The sequence below is a fragment of the Streptomyces roseus genome, assembly GCF_001044425.1.
GTDB classification, from domain to species: domain Bacteria; phylum Actinomycetota; class Actinomycetes; order Streptomycetales; family Streptomycetaceae; genus Streptomyces; species Streptomyces roseus.
This window is the reverse complement of record NZ_LFML01000049.1, coordinates 15365-40488: the sequence shown is the minus strand read 5'-3', so window position 1 is coordinate 40488 and position 25124 is coordinate 15365. Positions and strand designations below refer to the sequence as shown.

Below are 25124 nucleotides of genomic sequence, written 5' to 3'. Positions count from 1 at the left end.
ACGACAGGCTCACGATCAAGCGATGCTCATGTCAATGGGGCGTGTCTCAAAGGGGCCCGCACGTGTGATGTGCGGGCCCCTTTGAGACGTACGGCGCGAGGCGTACGGGGGACTCGGCCCGGCCGGGGGACGGGCGCGGCTAGCCGGCCATGTTGTCGGCCAGGTCCTCGCTCAGATTGGACTCGGTGCCCGGGATGCCCAGGTCCTGGGCCCGCTTGTCGGCCATCGCGAGCAGGCGGCGGATGCGGCCCGCGACCGCGTCCTTCGTCAGCGGCGGGTCGGCGAGCGCGCCCAGCTCCTCCAGGGAGGCCTGCTTGTGCTCCATGCGCAGCCGGCCGGCCGCCGCGAGGTGCTCGGGCACCTCCTCGCCGAGGATCTCCAGCGCGCGCTGGACCCGGGCTCCGGCGGCCACCGCGGCCCGCGCCGAGCGGCGCAGGTTGGCGTCGTCGAAGTTGGCGAGGCGGTTGGCGGTGGCACGCACCTCGCGCCGCATCCGCCGCTCCTCCCAGGCCAGTACCGACTCGTGCGCGCCGAGGCGGGTCAGCAGGGCGCCGATCGCGTCGCCGTCGCGGACCACGACGCGGTCCACCCCGCGCACCTCGCGCGCCTTGGCGGCGATGGAGAGCCTGCGGGCGGCGCCCACCAGGGCCAGGGCGGCCTCCGGACCGGGGCAGGTCACCTCCAGGGAGGAGGACCGGCCCGGCTCGGTGAGCGAGCCGTGGGCCAGGAAGGCGCCGCGCCAGGCCGCCTCGGCGTCGCAGGTGGCCCCGGAGACCACCTGCGGGGGAAGTCCCCGGATGGGGCGGCCGCGGCCGTCCACGAGGCCGGTCTGGCGCGCCAGCTGGTCACCGCCGGCCACGACCCGGACGACGTACCGGCTGCCGCGGCGCAGCCCGCCGGGGGCCATGACCACCAGGTCCGAGGAATGGCCGAAGATCTCCAGGATGTCCTTGCGCAGGCGCCGGGCCGCGATTCCGGTGTCCAGCTCCGCCTCGATCACGATCCGCCCGCTCACCAGGTGCAGCCCGCCCGCGAACCGAAGAATCGCCGAGACCTCCGCCTTCCTGCAGCAGGTCCGGGTGACGGGGAGCCGGGAGATCTCATCCTTCACCGCTGGCGTCATCGCCATGGGCCGATCCTTCCATGCATCCGAAAAATACGGTCGTACGCGGCGGCGAGCAGCTCCGGGTCATGCTTCGGAGAGCCGTCCTGTCTGGCCACCGGCGCCAGCTCGACCGCGGCACCGAACCGTTTTGCGGCATCGGCGAGGGACTCGCGGTCGGGCACGGCGGCCTCGTCGGCCAGCACCACGTCCAGGGCGAGTTTAGGGGCGTGTCGGGCCAAAACCTCCAAATGACGCTGCGGAGAGAAGCCCTCTGTTTCACCGGGCTGCGGCGCGAGGTTCAGCGAGAGGACCCTGCGGGCCTTGGTCTCGATCAGCGCGTCGAGCAGTTCCGGCACCAGCAGGTGCGGGATCACCGAGGAGAACCAGGACCCCGGACCGAGCACCACCCAGTCCGCGTCCAGGACCGCCGCGACGGCCTCGGGCACGGCCGGCGGGTCTCCGGGCACCACCTGTACGGAGAGCACCTCGCCGGGGGTGGTGGCCACCGTGGCCTGCCCCCGGACGGTGTCGACCTCGCCCGGGCGGGCCGGGTCGTGGCCGCGTACCAGCGCCTGGAGCTCCAGCGGCACCGCCGACATCGGCAGCACCCGGCCCTGCGCCCCCAGCAGCTTCCCGACCAGGTCGAGGGCCTGGACGGGGTCGCCGAGCTGCTCCCACAGCGCGACGATCAGCAGGTTGCCGACGGCGTGCTCATGCAGGGCGCCGGCCGACTGGAAGCGGTGCTGGATGACGCGGGCCCAGGTCTGGCCCCAGTCGTCGTCGCCGCACAGCGCGGCCAGGGCCTTGCGCAGGTCGCCGGGCGGCAGCACGCCGAGCTCCTCGCGGAGCCGGCCGCTGGAGCCGCCGTCGTCGGCGACGGTGACGACGGCGGTGAGCTCGCCGGTGATCCGGCGCAGGGCCGCCAGGGAGGCCGACAGGCCCATGCCGCCGCCGAGCGCGACGACCTTGGGGGCGACCACCTTGGGGGCCGCGCCGCGGCGCAGCCCGGTGCGGCCCGCGCCGTCCTCGTCCCGCCCCGAGGTGAGGCGGCGCAGGCGGCGCAGCCGCAGGGTCCGTCCGGTCACTCGCGCCCCATGTCCCTGTGGACCACGACGGTCTCGACTCCCTCGGAGGCGAGGCGGGCAGCGAGCTTCTCGGACATGGCCACGCTGCGGTGCTTGCCGCCGGTGCAGCCGACCGCGATGGTCACGTACCGCTTGCCCTCGCGGCGGTAGCCGGTGGCGATGAGCTGGAGCAGCTCGGTGTAGCGGTCGAGGAACTCCTTGGCGCCGGGCTGGCTGAAGACGTAGCCCGACACCTCCGGGTTGAGGCCGGTGAAGGGGCGCAGCTCGGGCACCCAGTGCGGGTTCGGGATGAAGCGGCAGTCGACGACGAGGTCGGCGTCGACGGGGAGGCCGTACTTGTAGCCGAAGGACATGACGGTCGCCCGCAGCTCGGGCTCCTCGTCGCCCGCGAACTGGGCGTCCATCTTCGCGCGCAGCTCGTGCACGTTCAGGCTGGAGGTGTCGATGACCAGGTCTGCGTCGCCGCGCAGCTCGCGCAGCAGGTCGCGCTCGGCGGCGATGCCGTCGGTGATGCGGCCGTCGCCCTGGAGGGGGTGGGGGCGGCGGACCGACTCGAAGCGGCGGACCAGCGCGTCGTCGGAGGACTCCAGGAAGACGATGCGCCGGGTGACGCCCTTGCTGTCGAGGTCCGAGAGGGACTCGCGCAGCGCGTCGAAGAACTGGCGGCCGCGCACGTCGACGACGACGGCGATGCGCGCCACGTTGCCCTGCGAGCGGGCGCCCAGCTCCACCATGGTGGGGATCAGTGCGGGCGGGAGGTTGTCGACGACGAACCAGCCGAGGTCCTCCAGACACTTGGCCGCGGTACTGCGGCCGGCCCCGGACATGCCGGAGATGATCACCAGCTCGGGGATGGCCGCCTCGGCGGTATCTCCGGGCTCCACTGTCGTGCCCGTACTCACCTGTGCTCCGTCTCGGTCGTGCTCGGTCGTGCGGTCGGTCATCTGCTCGGCGCCCTCGTGCTCGGTGCTCTCGCCGCTCGTCTGGCCGGTCTCGCGCTCGGTCATTGCTCGGTCCCCCGTTCGGACGATGTCCCCCGGCTGCCGCCGGGAGGTGCCCCCACCCGCGGGGGCGGGGTCTCATCCTCAATGATCTCTCCTGTCGCCGTGTTGACGGCAGGACCGGCGGGAACGGACCGGGCGAGCGCCGCGGCCACGGTCTCGGCCGTCTTGCGGCCTATGCCCGGGACCTCGCAGATCTGGTCGATTGTCGCCTGTCTCAGCTTCTTCACCGAACCGAAGTGCTTGACCAGGGCCTGCCTGCGGCTCTCGCCGAGACCGGGCACCTCGTCGAGCGGGCCCGCCTTGAGCCGCTTCCCGCGCTTGTTCCGCTGGTACTGGATCGCGAACCGGTGGGCTTCGTCACGCACGCGCTGGAGCAGGTAGAGCCCCTCGCTGCTACGGGGCAGCACGACGGGGTCGTCCTCGCCGGGCAGCCACACCTCCTCCAGCCGCTTCGCCAGACCGCAGACGGCGACGTCGTCGATGCCGAGCGCGTCCAGGGCCCGCTTCGCGGCGGCCACCTGGGGCTGCCCGCCGTCGACCACGACGAGCTGCGGCGGGTACGCGAAGCGCTTCGGCCGCCCGTCGTCCTCGGCGAGCGGGTTCTCCCCCTCCTCCCCGTCCTCCGGGGACCACTCGCCGGTCTTCAGCTTCTCCTGGAGGTAGCGGCGGAAGCGCCGCGAGACCACCTCGTGCATGGACCGGACGTCGTCCTGCCCCTCGAACGTCTTGATCTGGAAGCGCCGGTACTCGCTCTTCCTGGCCAGCCCGTCCTCGAAGACGACCATCGAGGCCACGACGTCCTCGCCCTGGAGGTGCGAGATGTCGAAGCACTCGATGCGCAGCGGCGCGCCGTCCAGGCCGAGGGCCTCGGAGATCTCCTCCAGGGCCCGGGAGCGGGTGGTGAGGTCGCTGGCGCGCTTGGTCTTGTGCAGGGCCAGGGACTGCTGCGCGTTGCGGTGGACGGTCTCCATCAGGGCCTTCTTGTCACCCCGCTGCGGGATGCGCAGGCTGACGCCCGACCCGCGCCGCCCGGCGAGCCACTCGCCCAGGGCGGCCGCGTCCTCCGGCAGCGCCGGTACCAGCACCTCCTTGGGGACGGCCTCGCCGCTCTCCTCCCCGTAGAGCTGCTGGAGGGCGTGCTCGACGAGCCCCGCGGTGTCGACGGCCTCGACCTTGTCGGTGACCCAGCCGCGCTGGCCGCGCACGCGGCCGCCGCGGACGTGGAAGATCTGCACGGCCGCTTCGAGCTCGTCCTCGGCGACGGCGATGAGGTCCGCGTCGGTGGCGTCGGTGAAGACGACGGCGTTCTTCTCCATGGCCCGGCGGAGCGCCCCGATGTCGTCGCGCAGCCGGGCGGCCTTCTCGTACTCCATCTCCTCGGCGGCCTCGTGCATCTGCTGTTCGAGACGGGAGAGGTAGGCGCCGGTCCGCCCGGCCATGAAGTCGCAGAAGTCCTCGGCGAGTTCGCGGTGCTCCTCGGGGGTGACCCGGCCGACGCAGGGCGCGGAGCACTTGCCGATGTAGCCGAGCAGGCAGGGCCGGCCGATCTGGGCGGAGCGCTTGAAGACCCCGGCGGAGCAGGTCCGCACGGGGAACACCCGCAGCATGAGGTCGACGGTCTCGCGGATGGCCCAGGCGTGCCCGTACGGTCCGAAGTACCGCACGCCCTTCTTCTTGGGCCCGCGCATGACCTGGACCCTCGGATACTCCTCGTTCATCGTCACGGCGAGGGAGGGGTAGCTCTTGTCGTCGCGGTACTTGACGTTGAACCGGGGGTCGTACTCCTTGATCCAGGAGTATTCGAGCTGGAGCGCCTCGACCTCGGTGGAGACGACGGTCCACTCGACGGAGGCGGCCGTGGTCACCATGGTGGCGGTACGCGGATGCAGCCCCGCGAGGTCCTGGAAGTAGCTGGCCAGGCGCTGGCGCAGGCTCTTGGCCTTCCCGACGTAGATCACCCGGCGGTGCTCGTCGCGGAATCGGTAGACCCCCGGGGAGTCGGGAATCTGCCCCGGCGCGGGACGGTAGCTGGAAGGGTCGGCCATGCCAACACCCTACTGGCGGGTGCCGACACCGTGCCCGTGCCACCGCCCGCGCCAGGGGCCGGGGCCCGGGGCCGGGGCCCGGGGCGAGCGCCCGGCTCCCGGCCCCGGCCCGGCCGGTCAGGCGGTGGCGCGGCGGCGCCGGGACCTGCGCGCCGCGACCAGGCCGGCCGCGCCGAGCGCGAGCCCGCCCGCCACGCCCCCGGCGACCGGGGCCGCCGCGGGTCCGGCGGGAGCGGGCTGAGCGGCGGGCCCGGCCCCGTACCCGCCGGCCTTGCCCGCCTTCGCGTACGCCGACCCCGGCAGCTTGTCCCCGTACGCCCGGGTCACGCGCGCCCGGTAGGCGGCGAGGCTGGTGCCCTGCGCCCCGACGGCCCGCTCCGCGTCCTCGTCCAGCGGCAGTACCCGGCCCCCTTCGGCCACGTACCACGCGTCGATCTGCGGTTCCCGGAAGACCGTGCCGCCCGGCAGCTTCGCGGCGCCCAGCTGCGCGTAGCGGAACTCGTCGTCGCCGGTGGCGATGTTCACGACCTGCCAGCCGGCCTCGGTCCGGGCGGTCCACAGGGCGGCCTGCTGCCCGTCGGAGGAGACGGCCCTGCTGGCGAGGAACTCCAGCCGGGCCACGGGCGCCCCCGCCTTGCCCGCCACGAAGTCCGGGGAGAGGTAGCTGACCGGTATCGCCTCGCCCTCGACCCGTGGGCGGGCCGCGTCCACGGCGACCTTCCCCTCCCGGGCGAAGAACCGCGACAGCGTGGTCAGCGTCTCGGGGGCGGCCGCGGCCCGCGCGGCGGCCGCCTTCGTCTCCGCGGTGACGGACTGCGGCTGCGGCACGGGCGCCGCCGAGGCCTGCGCGGCCGGTACGAGTACGGCGGAGGCCGCGAGGAGCACGGCGCAGAGGTGCTTCGGCGTCGAGGTCATGGCGCTCACGCCCCGATCCGGTAGAGGGAGTGGGTCCAGGAGAAGGTGCTGTTGTCCACGTACCAGGCGTGCGAGGCCCAGTTGTAGCGGTCGCTGGAGGGCCACGGATCGCCCCAGTAGACCCAGCTCTGGGACGTGTCGTAGCCGTAGACGACGTGCATGTGGCCGCCGCCGTTGGACCACTGGATCCGCGTCTCGACCGGCCGGTTGGCGTCGATCTCGCTCTGCACGGTGGTGTAGCGGAGCCAGCCGGTCACGTAAGAGCCCGAGTTGATGCCGGCCCAGTTCAGGGCGGTCTGGACGTTGCCGAGCGTGGCCTGGTTGTTGGGGCACTCGTAGCCCTGCTGGCGGTTGAAGGCGGCGTTGCAGAACTGGTTCTGCGTGTAGTTCCGGCCGAACCAGGTGGCGATGGTGTTGCCGCTCGCGGCCCAGCACCAGTTGCTCTTCGCTTGCGCTTGCATGGTGATGTTCAGGCGCTTGGACGCCAGGGCGGATCCGGCGCCGGCATCGCTCGTGGGGGCGGCGGTGGCGGCGGTGGTGGGCAGGGTGAAGAGCACGGCGGTGAGGACGGCGGCCAGGGACAGCCGCCGCTTGGGGTTGCGCATCGCGTTCCTCCCGTGTGGGGATCTCCCCGGTGGGGCCGGGGAGGGTGGGGGTTGGAGGAGCGCGTCCGGACGCTGCTGAGGAGCATCAGGGAGTTGTCGCGATCAGGTCAACAGGCTTCAATACGCCTTGACATTGCAGTGTGAACGGCGGGACCGCAGTGTGAACGGCTGCCTCCCTTCACCTGGTGCCCGGGTGCCACCGGCGAGCTCTCCCGCCCCACCGCGCGTGAATGTTCACAGGAGGAGCCGCCATGCGGTCGACCGGGGAAAGCACGCGGGAAAGCGCGCGGGAAGACACGCGGGAAGACACCCGGGAGTTCTTGCGGGAGAGCAGACGGACGAGCGCGCAGGAGCTGGGGCAGCTGCTGCGCGCCGGCCCCTTCCACCTCGCCCTGCGCGCCGCCCTCACCGCCCGCGGTCTGCCCCTGCACCGCGTGCAGCACCACCTCGCCGCCCGTGGCATCAAGCTCGGCGTGACCAGCCTCAGCTACTGGCAGCAGGGCGCCCGCCGGCCGCGCCGCCCCGAGTCGCTGAAGGCCGTTGGGGCCCTGGAGGAGATCCTGGAACTGCCCGAGGGGACCCTGCTGCGGCTGCTGGCCGCCCCGGAGGGCGCCGGTGCCGGGGCGGCCCGGCCGCCGGCCCGCTCCTACCGGGCGCTGATCAGCGTGGGCGCGGCCGTGGAGGGGCTGCTGGCCGGCATGGAGCTGCCCGCCGACGGCGGCCTGCACACCGTCGGCCACCACGAGCGGGTACGGATCGGGGCCGCCGGCGAGCTGCTGGGCCGCGAGTCGCAGCACGTCGTACGGGCCCACCGCGACGGCGTCGACCGCTACCTCGCCGTCCACCACGGCGACCCCGGCTGCGACCCCGCCCGGGTCCGGGTACGGGCGGACGAGAACTGCCGGACCGGACGCGTCCGCTGGCACCCGGAAGCCGGGGTCCTGGTCGCCGAGCTGCTCTTCGACGCCCGGCTGCGCGCCGGGGACACGTACGTCTTCGGCTACGGCTTCGAGGACGGGACCGGCGGCCGCGCCGCCGAGTACGTGCGCGGGTTCAGCTACAGCGGCGGGCAGTACGTGCTCCAGGTCCGCTTCGACGAGGCGGCGCTGCCGGTGCGCTGCCGGCGGTTCAGCCGGTCCGGGCCGGGGGCGCCGCGCAGCGGGCTGGCGGACCTGACGCCGAGCGGGCGCCACCGTGCCGTGCACCTGGTGGAGCCGGGTGTACGGCGCGGGCTGCTGGGCATCGCCTGGGACTGGGCGTAGGGCCCGTCGCAGGGGCGGGTCAGCCGGCGATGAGCTTGCCGCCCTCGGCCTTGACCGGGACGGCGGGCAGCGGGTCGGTGGCCGGGCCGCGCAGCACCTTGCCGGTGGTCACGTCGAAGCGGCTGCCGTGGCAGGGGCAGTTGCCCTGGCCGTCGTCGATCTTGTCCAGGACGCAGCCGGCGTGGGTGCACCGGGCGCTGAACGCCTTGTACTGGCCCTCCGCCGGGCAGCTGACGACCAGCCTCTCCTCCCGGAACAGCTTCGACCCGCCGACCGGGACCTCGGACGCGGCGCCGAGCTCCACGGGGCCCGCCGGGACGGCCGCGGAGCCGGAGCCGCCGTCGCCCCCGGTGGAGCAGGCGGTGAGCACCGCCCCGGCACCGACCGCCCCGGCGATCGCGGCTGCGCCCTTGAGCACGGTACGGCGGGCGGCGGGCTGCGACGCGGACATGCGGATCTCCTGGCCTGGGGGTGGGTGCGGGCGGTTCGGACGGGTCCGCCGGGCCCCCCGACGATACCGCCGCCCGCTCGCGCCGCCCGATGGGATACCTTCCCCCGCGTGATCGTCGTCGGTGGAGAAGCCCTGATCGACCTCGTGCCCGTGGCGCAGCCGCCGGGCGCGCTCGTGCCGCGGCCGGGCGGGGGGCCGTACAACACCGCGCTGGCGCTGGGCCGCCTCGGTGCGCGGGCCGCCTTCTGCTCCCGCGTCTCCACGGACGGCTTCGGCGAGGGCCTGCTCGCCGGACTGCGCGCGGCCGGGGTGGACCTCTCGCTGGTGCAGCGCGGGCCGGAGCCCACCACCCTCGCCGTGCCCTCGCTGGCCCCGGACGGCTCGGCGGCGTACGGGTTCTACGTGGAGGGCACGGCCGACCGGCTGTTCACGCTGCCGCGGGCGCTCCCTGAGGGCGCCCGGGCCCTGGCGCTCGGCACCTGCTCCCTCGCCCTGGAGCCGGGCGCGAGCGCGTACGAGGCCCTGCTGCGCCGGGAGTCCGGGCGCGGGCTGCTGACGCTGCTGGACCCCAACATCCGCCCGGCGCTGATCGCGGACCCGGCCGCGTACCGGGCCCGGTTCCTGGGCTGGCTCCCGTACGTGTCCGTCCTCAAGCTGTCGGAGGAGGACGCCCGGTGGCTGGGCGGGAGCGTCTCGGACTGGCTGGCGGCCGGGCCCTCGGCGGTGGTGCTCACCCGCGGCGGGCGGGGGCTGGCGGCCTGGACCCGGGAGGGCGCGGAGTACGAGGTACCGGCCCGCCGGGTCGCTGTGGCGGACACCATCGGGGCGGGCGACACGGTCAACGCCGCCCTGCTGCACCGCCTGTCGGGTCAGGCGGCCGGCGGCCTGGTGGACGCGGACTGGCCGGGGGTCCTGGCGTACGCGGCCCACGCGGCGGCGCTGACCTGCACGCGGGCGGGCGCGGAGCCGCCGTACGCCGCCGAGCTCAGCGGATAGCCGCCCACAGCGTCCGGGCCACGGCGGGGGCGAACTCCTCGACCGGCTGGACCACGTGCGGGCCGGAGAAGTGCAGGAAGAAGGCCCGCTGGAAGCAGGCGCCGAGCAGCAGGGCGGCGGCCGCCCCGGGGTCGGCGTCGGGGCGCAGCCGCCCCCGCTCCAGCTCGCGGCGGAGCCGGCCGGTGAGCGCGTCGCGTACGACGTGGGGGCCGGTGCCGATCTCCTGGACGCCCTCCCGGTGGCGGGTCAGCAGGGCGGGCTCCGCGAAGAGCGAGGCGGCCATGGGCACGGCGTCGGCGTAGAAGAGCGAGGCGTGGCGGGCGATGGCGGCGAGGCCCTCCTCGACGGAGCGCTCGGCGTGGTCGCGGTCGAGCTCGGCCATGAGCGGCTCGGCGTTGGGGGTGCGCTCCATGAGGACGCGCACGAAGAGCTCCTCCTTGTTGGCGTAGTGCTTGTAGAGCGCCGCCTCGGAGCAGCCGGCCTCGCGGGCGATGGCCTTGGTGGTGGTGTTCGCGAGGCCGATGGTGCGCATGAGCTTCTCGGCGGCGTCGAGGAGCCGCTCGGGAGTGGGCCGGCTTGACTTCGGGGTGAGCATTCACTCACCCTAGCGGAAGCAGGGGTGAGTAAATACTCACCCACCCTTGGACGGGAGCCGGCGATGAAACTGACGGTGTTCGGAGCCACGGGCGGCGTCGGCCGCGAAGTGGTACGGCAGGCCCTCGCCGCGGGCCACGAGGTGACGGCGGTGGTGCGCGACCCCGCCCGGCTGGACCACGCGCCGCACGAGCGGCTGGAGGTGGCCGTCGTCCGCGACCTGACGGACGAGGACGCCCTGGTGCCGCTCCTGACCGGCCGGGCCGCCGCGATCTCGGCGCTGGGCGCGGCGAGCAACAAGCAGGCCCGGCTCGCACCGGTCACCGGACCGGCGCTGCGGGCCATCGTCTCGGCGATGGACCGGGCGGGCGTGGGGCGCCTGGCGGCGGTGAGCGCCGCCCCGGTCGGACCGGACGTGGCCACCGACGGGTTCGTGGCCCGCAGGGTCTTCCTCCCCCTGCTGCGCCGGGCCCTGCGCGACCTGTACGCGGACCTCGCGGTGATGGAGGCGACGATCCGCGCGAGCGGCACCGAGTGGACGGTGATCCGCCCGCCGCGCCTGCTGAACGGGCCGCGCACCGGCACCTACCGCCGGGTCGTCGGCGCGGGCGTCCCGAACGCCCGCACGATCTCCCGCGCCGACGTGGCCGACGCCCTCCTGACCTCCCTGACGGACCCCTCGACGGCCCGCCGGGCGGTGGGAGTGGCGGCCTGAGCCGCCGGGCCCTGCCGTGGTGCGGCCCCCACGGGGGTGGCGCCGCACCACGGCGGGAGGGCCCCGGCAGCCCATGGCTGCCGGGGCCCTCCCGGTACGGCTCCGCGCGCTCAGGCCTTGCGGGCGCGCGCCGTCTTCTTCGCGGCCGCGGCGGTCTTCTTCACGGCCGCGGTCTTCTTCGCCGGGGCCGCCGCCTTCTTCGCCGCCGTCCGCTTGGCCGCGGCCTTCTTGGCCGGGGCCGGGCCGGAGCCGAGCGCAGCGTCGGAGACCCGCTCCGCCCCCAGGATGTCCCGCAGGAACTTGCCGGTGTGGCTCGCGCCGACCGAGGCGACCTGCTCGGGCGTGCCCTCGGCCACCACCAGGCCGCCGCCGTAACCGCCTTCGGGGCCCATGTCGATCACCCAGTCCGCGGTCTTGACGACGTCCAGGTTGTGCTCGATGACGATCACCGAGTTCCCCTTGTCGACCAGCCCGGAGAGGACCTTGATGAGCTTGCTGATGTCCTCGAAGTGCAGGCCCGTCGTCGGCTCGTCCAGCACGTACACCGTCCGCCCCGTCGAGCGCTTCTGCAGCTCCGAGGCGAGCTTCACGCGCTGCGCCTCACCGCCCGAAAGCGTCGGCGCCGACTGGCCGAGCCGCACGTAACCGAGGCCCACCTCGGTCAGCGTCTTCAGGTGCCGCGCGATCGTCGGCACCGCCTCGAAGAAGTGCAGCGCCTCCTCGATCGGCATGTTCAGGACTTCGGCGATCGACTTGCCCTTGTAGTGGACCTCCAGCGTCTCCCGGTTGTACCGGTCGCCGTGGCAGACCTCGCACGGGACGTACACGTCCGGCAGGAAGTTCATCTCGATCTTGATCGTGCCGTCGCCGGAGCAGTTCTCGCACCGGCCGCCCTTCACGTTGAAGGAGAAGCGGCCCGGCAGATAGCCGCGCACCTTCGCCTCCATGGTCTCCGCGAAGAGCCTGCGGACGTGGTCGAAGACGCCCGTGTACGTCGCCGGGTTGGACCGGGGGGTCCGGCCGATCGGCGACTGGTCGACATGCACCACCTTGTCGACGAGGTCGTCCCCGTCCACCCGGGTGTGCCGTCCCGGCACCGAGCGGGCGCCGTTGAGCTCGCGCGCCAGGTGCGTGTACAGGATGTCGTTGACCAGCGTCGACTTGCCCGACCCGGACACGCCCGTGACCGCCGTGAGCACGCCCAGCGGGAAGGACACGTCGATGTCCCGCAGGTTGTTCTCCTTGGCGCCGTGCACGGTCAGCTTGCGCCCCCCGTTCACGGGGCGGCGGATATCCGGCACCGGGATGGACCGCTTGCCCGACAGGTACTGCCCGGTCATCGACTCGGAGTTCTTCAGCAGCTCCTTCAGCGAGCCGCTGTGCACGACCTTGCCGCCGTGCTCACCGGCGCCCGGGCCGATGTCCACGACCCAGTCGGCCACCTTGATGGTGTCCTCGTCGTGCTCGACGACGATGAGCGTGTTGCCCATGTCCCGCAGCCGCACCAGCGTCTCGATCAGCCGGTGGTTGTCGCGCTGGTGCAGGCCGATGGACGGCTCGTCCAGCACGTACAACACGCCCACCAGGCCGGAGCCGATCTGCGTGGCGAGGCGGATGCGCTGGGCCTCGCCGCCCGACAGGGTGCCGGCGGCGCGGTTCAGCGAGAGGTAGTCCAGGCCGACGTCGACGAGGAAGCGCAGCCGCTCGTTGACCTCCTTCAGGACCCGCTCGGCGATCTTCTTGTCGCGGGCGTCGAGCCGCAGCCGGCCCAGGAAGTCCGCGCACTCGCTGATCGACATGGCGGCGACGTCGGCGATGGACTTGTCCATCACCGTCACCGCCAGCACGATCGGCTTCAGACGCGTGCCCTGACAGGTCGGACAGGGCACCTCGCGCATGTAGCCCTCGAAGCGCTCGCGGCTGGCGTCGCTCTCCGACTCCGCGTGCCGGCGCTTGACGAACGGCACGGCGCCCTCGAAGGCCGTCGTGTACGCCCGCTCCCGGCCGTACCGGTTGCGGTAGCGGACCTCGATCTGCGTCTTGTGCCCGTACAGCAGGGCCTTCTTCGCCCGCTGCGGCAGCCCGGCCCACGGGATGTCCGTACGGAAGCCCAGCTCCCCGGCGAGCGCGCCGACCAGCCGCTGGAAGTAGTCCCTGGTGTGGCCGAGGGACCACGGGGAGACCGCGCCCTCGTCCAGGGACTTGTCCTCGTCGGGGACGATCAGCTCCGGGTCCACCTCCATGCGCGTGCCGATGCCGGTGCACTCGGGGCAGGCGCCGAAGGGCGAGTTGAAGGAGAAGGAGCGCGGCTCCAGCTCCTCGAAGGACAGGTCGTCGTACGGGCAGTAGAGGTGCTCGGAGTACATCCGCTCACGCTCGGGGTCGTCCTCGGGGAGGTCGACGAAGTCCAGGATGACCATGCCGCCGGAGAGCCCGAGGGCGGTCTCCACGGAGTCGGTGAGGCGGCGCTTGGCGCTCTCCTTGACCGTGAGGCGGTCGATGACCACCTCGATCGTGTGCTTCTCCTGCTTCTTCAGCGTCGGCGGCTCGGAGAGCTGGATGGTCTCCCCGTCCACCCGCGCCCGGCTGTAGCCCTTGGTCTGGAGGTCGGCGAAGAGGTCGACGAACTCGCCCTTGCGCTCACGCACCAGCGGCGAGAGCACCTGGAAGCGGCTGCCCTCGGGGAGGGCCAGCACCTTGTCGACGATCGCCTGCGGCGACTGGCGCGAGATGGGGCGGCCGCACTCGGGGCAGTGGGGCTTGCCGATGCGCGCGAAGAGCAGGCGGAGGTAGTCGTAGACCTCCGTGATGGTGCCGACCGTCGAGCGCGGATTGCGCGAGGTCGACTTCTGGTCGATCGAGACGGCCGGCGAGAGCCCCTCGATGAAGTCCACGTCGGGCTTGTCCATCTGCCCGAGGAACTGGCGGGCGTACGACGAGAGCGACTCGACGTAGCGGCGCTGGCCCTCGGCGAAGATCGTGTCGAAGGCCAGGGAGGACTTGCCCGAGCCGGAGAGTCCGGTGAAGACGATGAGCGAGTCGCGGGGCAGGTCGAGCGAGACGTTCTTGAGGTTGTGCTCGCGAGCGCCACGAACGATGAGACGGTCGGTCACGCCGGTCCGCACCTTTCTTGAGAGAGCGGGGGCACGGGGCCCCCGACTGTCCAGCGTACGGGTGGCTGGGCGGGCGCCTCTGCGATGGAGAAGAACTTGGACTTCGAGCGTATAGCACGCGCATTCGATTTACGGCACTCGGCAGACGGGTTCACCCGTTCGTGTGGGCACGGCCGCGCGGCACTAGGCTCGGATCCATGACTGATCATGTGCACGACCTGCACTCTGTACGTGAAGCCACGGACCGAATGCTGACCGCTGTCGCGAAACTGGACAACGCAGCCCTGCGCGAAGAGTCACATCTGCCCGGTTGGAGCCGCGGCCACGTGCTCGCCCACCTGGCGCGCAACGCGGACGCCCTCGTCAACGTCTTCACCGGCCGCCCGATGTACGAGAGCGCCGAGGCGCGCGACTCGGACATCGAGCGCGACGCCCCGCGCCCGCTGGAGGACCAGCTCGCGGACCTGCGCGCCACCCACGCGGGCTTCCTCGCCCAGACGGAGCGCGACCAGGACTGGTCGCGCACCGTCGAGCTGCGCAACGGGGTCACCGACCTCGCCTCGAACGTGCCGTTCCGCCGCCTCGTCGAGGTCGAGCTGCACCACGTCGACCTGAACATCGGCTACGAGCTCTCCGACCTGCCGGCGGAGTTCACCGCCCGCGAGATCGCCTTCCTCGCGGACCGCTGGTCCGGACGCCCGGACGTACCCCCGGTGACCCTCCAGATCGCGGGCGACGGCGACGGCGCCACCTGGCACACCGGCGGCTCCGAGGGCGGACCGGTCACCCTCCTGGGCACCGGCGCCGAGCTCCTCGGCTGGCTGGCCGGCCGCGGGGACCGGGGCGCGCACCTCACCGTCGTCGGCGGCCCCCTGCCGGCCCTTCCCCCGCTCTAGGATCAGGACATGACGTACAGCGGAGCAGTCAAGGTCGGCGGTCCGGCCGACGTGCACGAACTCCCGGACCTGATGATTTCCAAGGTCGCGGTGGGCCCCATGAACAACAACGCGTACCTGCTGCGCTGCCGGGCCACCGACGAGCAGCTGCTGATCGACGCGGCGGCCGATGCGGCGACCCTGCTGAACCTGATCGGTGACGACGGCATCGCCTCCGTCGTCACCACCCACCGGCACGGCGACCACTGGGGCGCCCTCGCCGAGGTCGTCGAGGCGACCGGGGCCCGTACGTACGCGGGCGTCCACGACGCCGAGGGCATCCCGGTGGCCACCGACGTCCTGGTCGCTGACGGGGACACGGTCACGGTCGGCCGGGTCACACTGACCGCCCGCCACCTGGTCGGCCACACCCCCGGCTCGATCGCCCTCATCTACGACGACCCGCACGGGCACGCGCACGTCTTCACCGGCGACTGCCTCTTCCCGGGCGGCGTCGGCAACACGTGGGGCGACCCGAAGGCCTTCGAGCAGCTGATCGACGACGTCCAGCACAAGATCTTCGAGCAGCTGCCGGACGAGACCTGGGTCTACCCGGGCCACGGCAACGACACCACGCTCGGCGCCGAGCGGCCGCATCTGGCCGAATGGCGCGAGCGCGGCTGGTAGCGAGCGCTCCCGCGCGCGGTCCCGGTCAACACCGCGACAGGAAGCACTCCTTCCGGTCGAAGATGCCCGAACGCACGTCCTGGGGGTGCGGGGAGGGGTAGTTGCTGCACCATGCAACAAGACCCCTCCCCCGCCCTCCCCCGGCGAGCGGTTCCCCGGCCGCCCTCGATGCTGCGGCTGGCGATGGCCTCGCTCGCCGGGACCGCCATCGAGTTCTACGACTTCTTCGTCTACGGCACGGCCGCGGCCCTCGTGCTCGGCCCGCTGTTCTTCCCGTCCTTCTCCCCGCTCGCCGGGACCCTCGCCGCCTTCGGCACCTTCGGCGTCGGCTTCCTCGCCCGCCCGCTGGGCTCGGTCGTCTTCGGCCACATCGGCGACCGCTACGGCCGCCGCCCGGTCCTGCTCGGCTCCCTGCTGCTCACCGGCCTCGCCACGGTCGCCGTGGGCTGCGTGCCCACGTACGCGACGATCGGCGCGGCGGCGCCCCTGCTGCTGCTCGTCCTGCGCTTCCTCCAGGGGCTCGGCCTCGGCGGCGAATGGGGCGGAGCGGCCCTGCTGACCGCCGAGCACGCCCCCGAGCAGCGGCGCGGGCTGTGGGCCAGCTTCCCGCAGGTGGGCCCGCCGCTGGGATTCCTGCTGGCCAACGGCATGATCCTGACCCTGTCCGCGGCGCTGACCGACGCGCAGTTCACGTCCTGGGGCTGGCGCGTGCCGTTCTGGGCGGCCGGGGTACTGGCCCTCGCCGGGCTCTGGCTGCGCCGCTCCGTGGAGGAGACCCCGCAGTTCCGCGCCCTCGCGGAGACCGGCAGGCGCTCCGACGCCCCGCTGACCGAGGTCGTACGCGGGCACTGGCGGCTGGTCCTGCTGACCGGCGGGGCGCTGTCCGCCGGGTACGCGGTCTTCTACTCGGTCACCACCTGGTCCCTCGCGTACGCCACGGAGCACCTCAAGGTCGACCGCACGGTGATGCTGGCCTGCATCATGGCGGCCGTCGCCCTCAAGGGCACGCTGACCCCGGTGGTGGCGGTGCTCGGCGACCGGTACGGGCGGCGGCCGCTGTGCCTGATCGGCAGTGCGATGTGCCTGGTGTGGATGTTCCCGTTCGTCGCGCTGCTGCGGACGGCGGACCCGCTGCTGATGACGCTGGGCTGCCTCGGCGGGCTGCTGGGGATGGTGACGATGTTCGCCGTGGTCGGCGCGTACGTGCCGGAGCTGTACGCCCCGCGGATCCGCTGCACGGGCGCCGCCGTCGGCTACAACCTGGGCGGGGTGCTGGGCGGGGCGCTGACCCCGGTCGTGGCGACGGCGCTGGCAGCCGGCTCCGGGCCGCCGTGGGGCGTCGCCCTGTACCTGAGCGGGATCGCCCTGCTGAGCCTGGTCTGCTTCGCGCTGCTGCCGGAGACGAACCCGGCGGTCGTACGGGCGCGGACGGGCACGGGTACGGGAAAGGGGGCGGCCGAAGCGGCCGCCCCCGCGTAGGCCCCGGGGGCCCGTGGCCCCCACCGGGGTCGGTCCCTAGGCGTCGATGCTCTCCGGGCGGGCGGCGGCCTCGGCGGCCGCCTGCTTCTTCGAGGCGATCAGGCTGGTGATCGTGGTGATCACGAGGACACCGCAGATGACGCCGAGGGAGACCGGGATCGAGACGACCGGGACGTGCAGTCCGGACTCGTGCAGGGCGTGCAGCACCAGCTTGACGCCGATGAAGCCGAGGATGATGGACAGACCGTAGCTGAGGTGGACCAGCTTCTTGAGCAGGCCGCCGATGAGGAAGTACAGCTGGCGCAGCCCCATCAGGGCGAAGGCGTTGGCCGTGAAGACGATGTACGGGTCCTGCGTGAGACCGAAGATCGCGGGGATCGAGTCCAGGGCGAACAGCACGTCGGTGGTGCCGATGGCGAGCATGACGACCATCAGGGGGGTCAGGACGCGCTTGCCGTTGCTCTCGATGAAGAGCTTGGTGCCGTGGTACTTGTCGGCGACGCCGAACCTCTTCTCGACGCTCTTGAGGAGGCGGTTCTCCTCGAACTCCTCCTCGTCCTCGTCCTTGCGCGCCTCCTGGATCAGCTTCCAGGCGGTGTAGATCAAGAACGCGCCGAAGATGTAGAAGACCCACGAGAAGCTGGCGATGATGGCCGCGCCGGCGGCGATGAAGATCGCGCGCAGCACGAGGGCGATCAGCACGCCCACCAGCAGAACGCGCTGCTGGAGGTGGGAGGGCACCGCGAACTTCGCCATGATCAGGACGAAGACGAAGAGGTTGTCGACGCTCAGGGACTTCTCGGTGATGAAGCCCGCGAAGAACTCCTGCGAGGCCTGGCCGTTGCCGAAGAACCACAGGCCGAGGCCGAAGAGCGCGGCGAGGACGATCCAGACGACCGTCCAGGTGCCCGCTTCCTTGATCGATACGTCATGGGGTTTGCGGCCGATGAAGAAATCGGCGCCGATGAGGAGGCACAGACCGAGGATGGTCAGCGCCCAGAGGGTCCACGAAACGTCCACTGTTCAATCGCCTCCGGCAGATGGCTCAGCACACATGTCAGCGTCATCGCTGCCGGAGGTCTCTTCCACCCGGGCGGCCTGGAGGCCGTGGGCCGGCGCCCCGGGACCGGCTGCGTTGCACACAGCCGAAGTGGTCCGTATTGACGGGTACGCCGTAGCAGGAAAGCAGGAATACTCCCCTCCGCGTGCTCAGGGTACCCGTCGGAGCGGCCAAAGGTAAAGGAAAGACCAAGGAAAGGTCATGGGCGGGCATCGCGCCGGGCGGCGGCGATCCGGTCGATGGTCTGCTCCAGGACCCGGCTGCCCCGCGGCGGCAGGTCGGGCTCGAAGGTCCAGGCGTGGCCCACCCACGGGTCGGCGAGGTGGTTGTCCGGCACCGGCGACAGGCGCATCAGCGAGCGCCACAGCGGATCCAGCAGCGGCCCGTACGCCGAGGCCTCGTCGCGGTCCGCCACCATCAGCAGGTGCACGCCGACCGCCGGACCCTCGTCGGCCAGGTAGCGCAGCCGGGTGACGGCCCGGTCGTCGAACCCGTGCGGGAAGTCGTGCACGATCAGCAGCTGGTCGGCGACGTCCACGTCGGGCGGCAGCTCCTCGGGCGCCCCGGCCCGCACGGCCATCTGTACGAGGTCCACCCGGCGGGTCAGCACCTCCAGGGTCCGGGTGACCCCGGCGGCCCCGGCGGCGGGCGGCCCGGCCAGCACCCCGGCCGCGACGAGCGGCGCCAGCGAGGCGGCTCCCGCCCCGGCCGCGTCGATGACGTGCACGGAGAACCGGTCGCCGGGGTGGACGGCGAGCAGCCGGACCGCGTGGGCGACCGCCATGTCCATGGCGGCCCGGCGCAACCGGTCGGTGTCCATGGTCATCGCGGCCTCGGAGCCGGTGCGGCCGTTGTCGATCCACAGCCCGCGCTCCAGCGGGGCCCGCACCAGCATCGGGATGCGCAGGTCGGGCCGCTCGGGCAGGTGCAGGTCGCCGAGGCGCAGGGCCAGCGGGGCCTCCTCGGGGACCCCGTGCCCGTGCCAGACGGGGTTGGCCCAGCGGGCGTACGCGGCCGGCAGCGCGGGTTCGACCACCTCGGACTCGGCGATCAGCTGGGCGAGGTCCCGGTCGAGCACGGCCTTGGCCTGGGCGACGAGCTCGTCGTGGCGGGCGCGGGCCGCGTCGCGGGCGGCGTTGGCGGTGCCCGCGAGACGCAGCCGGGGGTCGGACAGCGCGTCGTCGAGCTCGCGGTCCATCCGGGACTCGGCGAAGTCGCAGGCGCTGCGGTAGGCCGCCACGGTCCGGGCGAGGTCCTCGAACATGCCCCAGACCTGGTTGTAGAGCCGCTCCTCCAGGGACCAGCCGCTCGCGTCGCCCGCGACGGGGGCGGGGGGCCGGTCCGCCTCCGGGGAGGGGACGGCGCGGGGGCCGGGCTCGGGGGGCTCCGTGGTCGTGCGGCGGCGGCGCGGGTGGGCGTAGTCGATGGTGGGCGGGCCGCCGACGGTGTCGGCGGACGAGGAACCGGGGGCGGCCGCGGGGCCGCCCGGGTACGGGGCACCGGCGGCGGGGAGCGGCTCCGGGGCCGGTGGGGGCGAGGGGGGCGACGGCGCGGCGGTCGCGGCCGCCGCGTCCTGCGGGGCCCTCAGGCCGTGCGGAACGGTCGGCGGGGCCGCCGTCGGCAGGGCGGCCAGGGTGATGTCGCCGGAGGGCACCAGCCCGGTGGCCACCGCTGCCAGGGCGGTGGCGGCGGGCCCGTCCAGCCCGGCGTCGGCGAGCAGCGCGCCGAGCCCGTCGGCGTACCCCTGGCCCACGGCGCGGACCTTCCAGCCGCCCTGGCGCCGGTAGAACTCCAGGGCCACCACGGCGGTCTCGGCGTCCAGGCCGGTCAGCGTGTACCCGGCGAGCTCGGCGCCCTCCGGGTCGGCGACCGCCACGTACGAGGCGGGGACCGCGCCGAAGCGGGCCGGTCCGCCGGGAGGCAGGACGAGGACCACCCCGAGCCGGTGCACGGCGGGCGCGACGGCGTCGAGGTCGACGGCGATGCGGTGCTCGCCCGCCACGGCCTCCGGCACCTGCACTCCGGGCAGGCCACTGGCGCCGGGGTGGGCCACCGCGTCGGGGGCGGCCAGCCGGCCCGCGTCGTCGCAGGCCGAGACCAGGGCCAGTACGGGCGTACCCGCCGAGACCCTGATCTCCACCCGCGCCTGGGACACGGGGTGGTTCTGCCCCCGGACCAACTCGGCCGTCATCCTGCAGCCCTCCCCCGTGCCCTTGCTCGTCCGCTCTGTTCTGTTCTGTTTTGCTCGGTTCTGCGCGGGCGCGCCGCTCGCGCGCCCGCGGCCGAGCCCGCTGCCGCTTACAGGTGCGGCAGGATCGCCGGCATCAGGTCCTGGAAGGTGCGGCCGTTGGCCGGGTTGCCGAGGGCCGTCATCTGCCAGCCGCCGCCCACGCGCGACACCTTCGCCATGATCTGCGCGGTGTACTGGCCCCCGCCGTCCAGCGTGTAGCGCGCCAGCTCCTGGCCGTTGGTCTCGTCGACGATGCGGCAGAACGCGTTCTGCACCTCCTGGAACGTCTGGCCGGTGAACGAGTTCACCGTGAAGACGATCTGGTCGATGTGGACCGGCACGCGCTGGAGGTCGACGAGGATCGACTCGTCGTCCCCGCCCTGGCCGGCGCCGCCGACGAGGTTGTCACCGGTGTGCCGGACCGAGCCGTCGTCGCTCTGCAGGTGGCGGAAGAACACCACGTCCACCGGCTGCTTGTCGGCGAAGAGCACCGCCGACGCGTCCAGGTCGATCTCCCGGGTCCGCGAGCCGAACAGTCCGCGGCGCTTGGCGGCCTGCCAGCCGAGGCCCATCCGGACCGCGGTCAGCGTGCCCCCGTCCTGCTTCTGCAGACTGATGGCCTGACCCTTGGTCATGTTGACCGTCACGCGCTGTCCCCTCTCCCTAGCCCGCCCCCGATGTGGGTGCGCATGTGTACCTGCGGCTGCGGCCAACCCTACTGACCGGCTCCGGGTCAGGCGAGGCCCGCTTCCCTCATCTGTCGCAGCTCCTTCTTCAGCTCGCCCACCTCGTCGCGGATCCGGGCCGCGACCTCGAACTGGAGCTCGGCGGCGGCCCCCCGCATCCGCTCGGTCATCTGCTCGATGAGCGCGGCCAGTTCCTCGGCCGGACGGTCCGTCAGCACCGCGGCGTCCTTGGCCGCCCTGGCCGCCTTGGCGCCCTTGACCTGCTTGCCGCCCACGGTGACCTGGCCCGCCTTGACCACGCCGAGCGACGGCACGGGAGCCTTGGCGGCCTTGCCGTCCTTCGCCTGGCGGTACCCGGTGCCGAGCAGCTGTTCGGTGTCCAGCTCCTCGCGGGCGATGGTGGCGACGATGTCGTTGATCTTCTTGCGCAGCGGCTGCGGGTCGATCCCGTTCGCCGTGTTGTACGCGATCTGCTTCTCCCGGCGCCGGTTGGTCTCCTCGATGGCCTTCTCCATCGCCGGGGTCATCTTGTCCGCGTACATGTGGACCTGGCCGGAGACGTTGCGCGCCGCGCGGCCGATGGTCTGGATCAGGGAGGTCCCGGAGCGCAGGAAGCCCTCCTTGTCGGCGTCGAGGATCGCCACCAGCGAGACCTCGGGCAGGTCGAGGCCCTCGCGCAGCAGGTTGATGCCGACCAGGACGTCGTACTCGCCGGCGCGCAGCTCGCGCAGCAGCTCGATGCGGCGCAGCGTGTCGACGTCGCTGTGCAGGTAGCGCACCTGGATGCCGAGCTCCAGGAAGTAGTCCGTGAGGTCCTCGGCCATCTTCTTGGTGAGGGTGGTGACCAGGACGCGCTCGTCCTTCTCCACCCGCTGGCGGATCTCGTGGACGAGGTCGTCGATCTGTCCCTCGGTGGGCTTGACCACGACCTCGGGGTCGATGAGGCCGGTGGGGCGGATGATCTGCTCGACGAAGCCGTCGCCCCGGGAGAGCTCGTACTTGCCGGGGGTTGCCGACAGGTAGACCGTCTGGCCGATGCGCTCCTGGAACTCTTCCCACTTCAGCGGCCGGTTGTCGAGGGCGGAGGGCAGCCGGAAACCGTGGTCGACCAGGGTCCGCTTGCGCGAGGCGTCACCCTCGTACATGGCGCCGATCTGGGGCACGGTGACGTGCGACTCGTCGATGACGAGGAGGAAGTCCTCGGGGAAGTAGTCGATGAGGGTGTTGGGCGCGGAGCCGGGCTCGCGGTCGTCCATGTGCAGCGAGTAGTTCTCGATGCCGGAGCAGGAGCCGATCTGGCGCATCATCTCCAGGTCGTACGTGGTGCGCATGCGCAGCCGCTGGGCCTCCAGCATCTTGCCCTGCTTCTCCAGCTCGGCGAGGCGCTCGGTCAGCTCCGCCTCGATGCCGCGGACCGCCTTTTCCATGCGCTCGGGGCCGGCGACGTAGTGGCTGGCGGGGAAGACGTACAGCTCGCGGTCCTCGCTGATGACCTCGCCGGTCAGCGGGTGCAGGGTGGAGAGGGCCTCGATCTCGTCGCCGAACATCTCGATGCGGACGGCCAGTTCCTCGTAGACCGGGAAGATCTCGATGGTGTCCCCGCGCACGCGGAAGGTGCCGCGGGTGAAGGCCACGTCGTTGCGCGTGTACTGGATGTCGACGAAGCGGCGCAGCAGCTGGTCCCGGTCCATCTCCTCGCCGACCTTGAGGGGGACCATCCGGTCGACGTACTCCTGCGGGGTGCCGAGGCCGTAGATGCAGGACACGGAGGCGACGACGATCACGTCGCGCCGGGTGAGGAGCGAGTTGGTCGCGGAGTGGCGCAGCCGCTCCACCTCCTCGTTGATCGAGGAGTCCTTCTCGATGTAAGTGTCCGACTGCGGTACGTAAGCCTCGGGCTGGTAGTAGTCGTAGTACGACACGAAGTACTCGACGGCGTTGTTCGGAAGGAGCTCGCGGAACTCGTTCGCCAGCTGGGCGGCGAGCGTCTTGTTCGGCGCCATCACGAGCGTGGGGCGCTGGAGCTTCTCGATCATCCAGGCAGTGGTCGCCGACTTGCCGGTGCCGGTCGCGCCCAGCAGGACGACATCCTTCTCACCTGCACGGATGCGCTTTTCCAGCTCGGCGATGGCCGCCGGCTGGTCGCCGCTGGGCTGGTAGGGGCTGACGACCTCGAAAGGCGCCACCGTGCGTTCGATCTTCGATACGGGCCGCATGAGTCCACCGTACGACCCCCCACCGACACTCACGCAGCCGCGCGGCTCGCGGGCGCTCCGGCGGGCTGCGGCCCGGCGCGTCCGGCGGGCGGTGCGGACGTCCCCCGTTCTGGTCCGTTTGTCGTAGTTCGGTGGCGGCGCGGTGATCTTCGACCGCATGATCGCCGTAAAGGTCACCCGTGTAGTGCATCGCCGCAACGTCTGCCAGTCCGCACGCGTCTGACGCAGGAACAGGGCTCCCGAAACGAGGAGAACGCACATGTACGTCCGACCCGCCGCCGCGGCCGCCGCCGCATTCCTGGGATTCACCCTGACCCTGCTGGGCGGGACGGCCGCCTCCGCCGCCACCGGTCCCTCCGTCCCCTCCTCCCCCTCCGGCTCCGGCCCCGGCGCCCCCGCAGGCACTGCAGGCCCCGCCGGCACCGCAGGCCCCGCAGGCGCTCCGGGACTGCTGGGTCCCGTCGTGTACGCCCACCGCGGCGCCTCGGCGTACGCCCCGGAGAACACCCTCGCCGCGATCGACCTCGCGAGGCGGCTGGGCTTCGACTGGGTCGAGAACGACGTCCAGCGCACCAAGGACGGCGAGCTGGTCGTGGTCCACGACGACACCCTGGCCCGCACCACCGACGTCGAGCAGGCCTTCCCCGACCGCAAGCCCTGGCGGGTCAAGGACTTCACGGCGGCGGAGATCGCCACCCTCGACGCGGGCAGCTGGTTCGGCGAGGAGTTCGCGGGCGAGCGCGTGCCCACCCTGCGCCAGTACCTCGACCGGGTGGACCACAACCGCCAGCGGCTGCTCCTGGAGACCAAGAAGCCCGAGCTCTACCCCGGCGTCGAGAAGCAGACGCTCCAGGTGCTGGACGACGCCGGCTGGCTCGACGCGGACCACGTGCAGCGCCGGCTGGTCGTCCAGAGCTTCAGCGCCGACTCCGTCCGCATCGTGCACGACCTGCGCCCGGACCTCGTGACGGCCTTCCTGGGCACCCCGACCGTCGCCGACCTGCCGAAGTACGCCCGGTTCACGGACCGGATCAACCCGTGGCACACCACCATCTCGGCCGACTGGGTGGCGGCGGTGCACGACCTGCGGGGCGCCCACGGCAAGGCGATGGAGGTGGACACCTGGATCGTCGACGACGCGGCGACGGCCCGGAAGGTGCAGGGGATGGGCGTGGACGGGATCATCACCAACGCCCCGGACGTGGTGCGGCACGCGGTGCTGGGGGCCTTCGCCCGCCAGGGGCGGTCCGCGAAGTAGCGCCGTCGGCCCGCAGGCCGGGTTGTCGGACCCTCCCCTTACCGTGGAGGGGTGGACAGCACCGAGCGGCCCCGCGGGCCGCACCTGGAATGGACCGTCGTCCCCAGCGACATCGGCCCCCTGCTCCTGGCCGCGACCCCGGAGGGGCTGGTCCGGGTCGAGTTCCATGCCGCGCCGGACCGGATCGACAAGATGATCGACTCCCTCGTCTCGCGGCTCGGCGCCGACGCCCGGCGCCCGGCGCCGGGGCAGGAGGTGCTGCTCGCCGAGCCGATACGCCAACTGAAGGCGTACTTCGCGGGCTCGCTCAAACGCTTCGAGCTGCCGCTGGACTGGCGGCTCAGCTCCGGCTTCAACCGGCAGGTGCTCCAGGAGCTGGACCGCTCGGTGCCGTACGGGGCGGTCGTCGGGTACGGGGAGCTCGCGGCCCGGGTCGGCCAGCCGGGCGCGGCCCAGGCCGTGGGCAACGCCATGGGGTCGAACCCGCTGCCGCTGGTGGTGGCCTGCCACCGGGTCGTGGAGAACGACGGCGGGATCGGCGGCTTCGGCGGCGGGGTGGAGACCAAGCGCAGCCTGCTGGCCCTGGAGGGCGTCCTGCCGCAGCCGCTGTTCTGACGGGTGGGGGCCGGGGGCGCGGGCCCGGGGATCGCAGGGGGGCGCGAGGCCGTTCCGTCCAGCCACCGGGGGTGGGAAACTGCCGCGGTGACCACTTCCACCGCCTCCGGCCGCACCGCGCCCGTCCA

Annotated in this window: 21 protein-coding genes; 8 read left to right on the top strand and 13 right to left on the bottom strand. The window is 72.6% G+C overall.

The window, feature by feature from the left end:
- Positions 1-139 precede the first annotated feature (139 nt).
- The 6 genes from whiA to ACS04_RS12750 form a co-directional block, all read right to left on the bottom strand.
- Entirely contained in the window at positions 140-1129 is a 990-nt protein-coding gene (whiA, locus tag ACS04_RS12775) for a DNA-binding protein WhiA (protein WP_030160342.1), read from the bottom strand.
- Positions 1120-2190, bottom strand: a complete 1071-nt coding sequence (locus ACS04_RS12770; protein WP_048476686.1) for a gluconeogenesis factor YvcK family protein — start codon at positions 2188-2190, stop codon at positions 1120-1122. Before ACS04_RS12770 ends, whiA begins: the two co-directional genes overlap by 10 nt.
- Positions 2187-3134 (bottom strand): RNase adapter RapZ, encoded by a 948-nt coding sequence (gene rapZ, locus ACS04_RS12765; RefSeq protein ID WP_048476771.1) that lies wholly within the window; start codon positions 3132-3134, stop codon positions 2187-2189. Before rapZ ends, ACS04_RS12770 begins: the two co-directional genes overlap by 4 nt.
- Positions 3135-3193: 59 nt before the next feature.
- Positions 3194-5239, bottom strand: a complete 2046-nt coding sequence (gene uvrC / locus ACS04_RS12760) for an excinuclease ABC subunit UvrC (RefSeq protein ID WP_048476685.1) — start codon at positions 5237-5239, stop codon at positions 3194-3196.
- A gap of 117 nt (positions 5240-5356) precedes the next feature.
- The gene (locus ACS04_RS12755) at positions 5357-6154 is read right to left on the bottom strand and encodes a hypothetical protein (RefSeq protein WP_048476770.1); all 798 of its coding nucleotides are present in this window, start codon (positions 6152-6154) and stop codon (positions 5357-5359) included.
- A 5-nt stretch (positions 6155-6159) separates the two neighbouring features.
- A complete protein-coding gene (locus tag ACS04_RS12750) occupies positions 6160-6759 on the bottom strand; it encodes a papain-like cysteine protease family protein (protein ID WP_048476684.1) in 600 nt (199 codons plus the stop codon).
- 320 nt (positions 6760-7079) lie between these two features.
- Here ACS04_RS12750 and ACS04_RS12745 point away from each other — a divergent pair, with 320 nt between their 5' ends.
- A complete protein-coding gene (locus tag ACS04_RS12745) occupies positions 7080-8021 on the top strand; it encodes a hypothetical protein (RefSeq protein WP_048476769.1) in 942 nt (313 codons plus the stop codon).
- 19 nt (positions 8022-8040) lie between these two features.
- Here the strand turns inward: ACS04_RS12745 and ACS04_RS12740 are convergent, their stop codons facing one another.
- A complete protein-coding gene (locus ACS04_RS12740) occupies positions 8041-8472 on the bottom strand; it encodes a Rieske (2Fe-2S) protein (protein ID WP_048476683.1) in 432 nt (143 codons plus the stop codon).
- Positions 8473-8580: 108 nt separating this feature from the next.
- Between ACS04_RS12740 and ACS04_RS12735 the strand changes: the two genes are divergently transcribed.
- Entirely contained in the window at positions 8581-9468 is an 888-nt protein-coding gene (locus ACS04_RS12735; protein WP_048476682.1) for a carbohydrate kinase family protein, read from the top strand.
- Here ACS04_RS12735 and ACS04_RS12730 read toward each other — a convergent pair.
- Positions 9458-10063, bottom strand: a complete 606-nt coding sequence (locus ACS04_RS12730; protein WP_048476681.1) for a TetR/AcrR family transcriptional regulator — start codon at positions 10061-10063, stop codon at positions 9458-9460. The two genes, ACS04_RS12735 and ACS04_RS12730, sit on opposite strands and share 11 nt — an antisense overlap.
- Before the next feature lie 63 nt (positions 10064-10126).
- On the opposite strand from ACS04_RS12730, the gene ACS04_RS12725 reads away from it, so the two are divergent.
- Positions 10127-10777 (top strand): NAD(P)-dependent oxidoreductase, encoded by a 651-nt coding sequence (locus tag ACS04_RS12725; protein ID WP_048476680.1) that lies wholly within the window; start codon positions 10127-10129, stop codon positions 10775-10777.
- A 110-nt stretch (positions 10778-10887) separates the two neighbouring features.
- On the opposite strand, the gene uvrA is transcribed toward ACS04_RS12725, so the two are convergent.
- On the bottom strand, positions 10888-13890 hold the full coding sequence (uvrA, locus tag ACS04_RS12720; RefSeq protein WP_048476679.1) for an excinuclease ABC subunit UvrA: 3003 nt from the start codon (positions 13888-13890) through the stop codon (positions 10888-10890).
- A 197-nt stretch (positions 13891-14087) separates the two neighbouring features.
- On the opposite strand from uvrA, the gene ACS04_RS12715 reads away from it, so the two are divergent.
- The 3 genes from ACS04_RS12715 to ACS04_RS12705 all read left to right on the top strand — a co-directional run bounded on the left by ACS04_RS12715 (position 14088) and on the right by ACS04_RS12705 (position 16931).
- The gene (locus tag ACS04_RS12715) at positions 14088-14786 is read left to right on the top strand and encodes a maleylpyruvate isomerase family mycothiol-dependent enzyme (RefSeq protein ID WP_048476678.1); all 699 of its coding nucleotides are present in this window, start codon (positions 14088-14090) and stop codon (positions 14784-14786) included.
- 9 nt (positions 14787-14795) lie between these two features.
- Positions 14796-15452, top strand: a complete 657-nt coding sequence (locus tag ACS04_RS12710; protein WP_048476677.1) for an MBL fold metallo-hydrolase — start codon at positions 14796-14798, stop codon at positions 15450-15452.
- 111 nt (positions 15453-15563) lie between these two features.
- Positions 15564-16931, top strand: coding sequence for an MFS transporter (locus ACS04_RS12705; protein WP_425337815.1), 1368 nt, complete (start codon positions 15564-15566; stop codon positions 16929-16931).
- Between the two features lie 36 nt (positions 16932-16967).
- Here ACS04_RS12705 and ACS04_RS12700 read toward each other — a convergent pair whose 3' ends face one another.
- The 4 genes from ACS04_RS12700 to uvrB all read right to left on the bottom strand — a co-directional run bounded on the left by ACS04_RS12700 (position 16968) and on the right by uvrB (position 23123).
- Positions 16968-17951, bottom strand: a complete 984-nt coding sequence (locus tag ACS04_RS12700) for a TerC family protein (RefSeq protein ID WP_048476675.1) — start codon at positions 17949-17951, stop codon at positions 16968-16970.
- Positions 17952-18190: 239 nt separating this feature from the next.
- Positions 18191-20182 carry a TerD family protein gene (locus ACS04_RS12695; RefSeq protein WP_048476674.1) on the bottom strand — a complete coding sequence of 664 codons (1992 nt, stop codon included), beginning with the start codon at positions 20180-20182 and terminating at the stop codon, positions 18191-18193.
- Positions 20183-20289: 107 nt separating this feature from the next.
- A complete protein-coding gene (locus ACS04_RS12690; RefSeq protein WP_048476673.1) occupies positions 20290-20868 on the bottom strand; it encodes a TerD family protein in 579 nt (192 codons plus the stop codon).
- An 86-nt stretch (positions 20869-20954) separates the two neighbouring features.
- On the bottom strand, positions 20955-23123 hold the full coding sequence (gene uvrB, locus ACS04_RS12685; RefSeq protein ID WP_048476672.1) for an excinuclease ABC subunit UvrB: 2169 nt from the start codon (positions 23121-23123) through the stop codon (positions 20955-20957).
- A gap of 259 nt (positions 23124-23382) precedes the next feature.
- Between uvrB and ACS04_RS12680 the strand changes: the two genes are divergently transcribed.
- Positions 23383-24381, top strand: a complete 999-nt coding sequence (locus tag ACS04_RS12680; protein WP_048476671.1) for a glycerophosphodiester phosphodiesterase — start codon at positions 23383-23385, stop codon at positions 24379-24381.
- Between the two features lie 51 nt (positions 24382-24432).
- Complete coding sequence (locus tag ACS04_RS12675; protein WP_048476670.1) at positions 24433-24996, top strand: methylated-DNA--[protein]-cysteine S-methyltransferase; 564 nt, start codon at positions 24433-24435, stop codon at positions 24994-24996.
- Positions 24997-25124 lie beyond the last annotated feature (128 nt).

Bases quoted from the DNA above. Each gene is read 5' to 3' on its own strand.
- whiA (WP_030160342.1), bottom strand. From the start codon at position 1,129: ATGGCGATGACGCCAGCGGTGAAGGATGAGATCTCCCGGCTCCCCGTC.
- rapZ (WP_048476771.1), bottom strand. From the start codon at position 3,134: ATGACCGACCGCACGACCGAGCACGACCGAGACGGAGCACAGGTGAGT.
- uvrC (WP_048476685.1), bottom strand. From the start codon at position 5,239: ATGGCCGACCCTTCCAGCTACCGTCCCGCGCCGGGGCAGATTCCCGAC.
- ACS04_RS12755 (WP_048476770.1), bottom strand. From the start codon at position 6,154: ATGACCTCGACGCCGAAGCACCTCTGCGCCGTGCTCCTCGCGGCCTCC.
- ACS04_RS12750 (WP_048476684.1), bottom strand. From the start codon at position 6,759: ATGCGCAACCCCAAGCGGCGGCTGTCCCTGGCCGCCGTCCTCACCGCC.
- ACS04_RS12740 (WP_048476683.1), bottom strand. From the start codon at position 8,472: ATGTCCGCGTCGCAGCCCGCCGCCCGCCGTACCGTGCTCAAGGGCGCA.
- ACS04_RS12730 (WP_048476681.1), bottom strand. From the start codon at position 10,063: ATGCTCACCCCGAAGTCAAGCCGGCCCACTCCCGAGCGGCTCCTCGAC.
- ACS04_RS12725 (WP_048476680.1), top strand. From the start codon at position 10,127: ATGAAACTGACGGTGTTCGGAGCCACGGGCGGCGTCGGCCGCGAAGTG.
- ACS04_RS12715 (WP_048476678.1), top strand. From the start codon at position 14,088: ATGACTGATCATGTGCACGACCTGCACTCTGTACGTGAAGCCACGGAC.
- ACS04_RS12710 (WP_048476677.1), top strand. From the start codon at position 14,796: ATGACGTACAGCGGAGCAGTCAAGGTCGGCGGTCCGGCCGACGTGCAC.
- ACS04_RS12705 (WP_425337815.1), top strand. From the start codon at position 15,564: ATGCAACAAGACCCCTCCCCCGCCCTCCCCCGGCGAGCGGTTCCCCGG.
- ACS04_RS12695 (WP_048476674.1), bottom strand. From the start codon at position 20,182: ATGACGGCCGAGTTGGTCCGGGGGCAGAACCACCCCGTGTCCCAGGCG.
- uvrB (WP_048476672.1), bottom strand. From the start codon at position 23,123: ATGCGGCCCGTATCGAAGATCGAACGCACGGTGGCGCCTTTCGAGGTC.
- ACS04_RS12680 (WP_048476671.1), top strand. From the start codon at position 23,383: ATGTACGTCCGACCCGCCGCCGCGGCCGCCGCCGCATTCCTGGGATTC.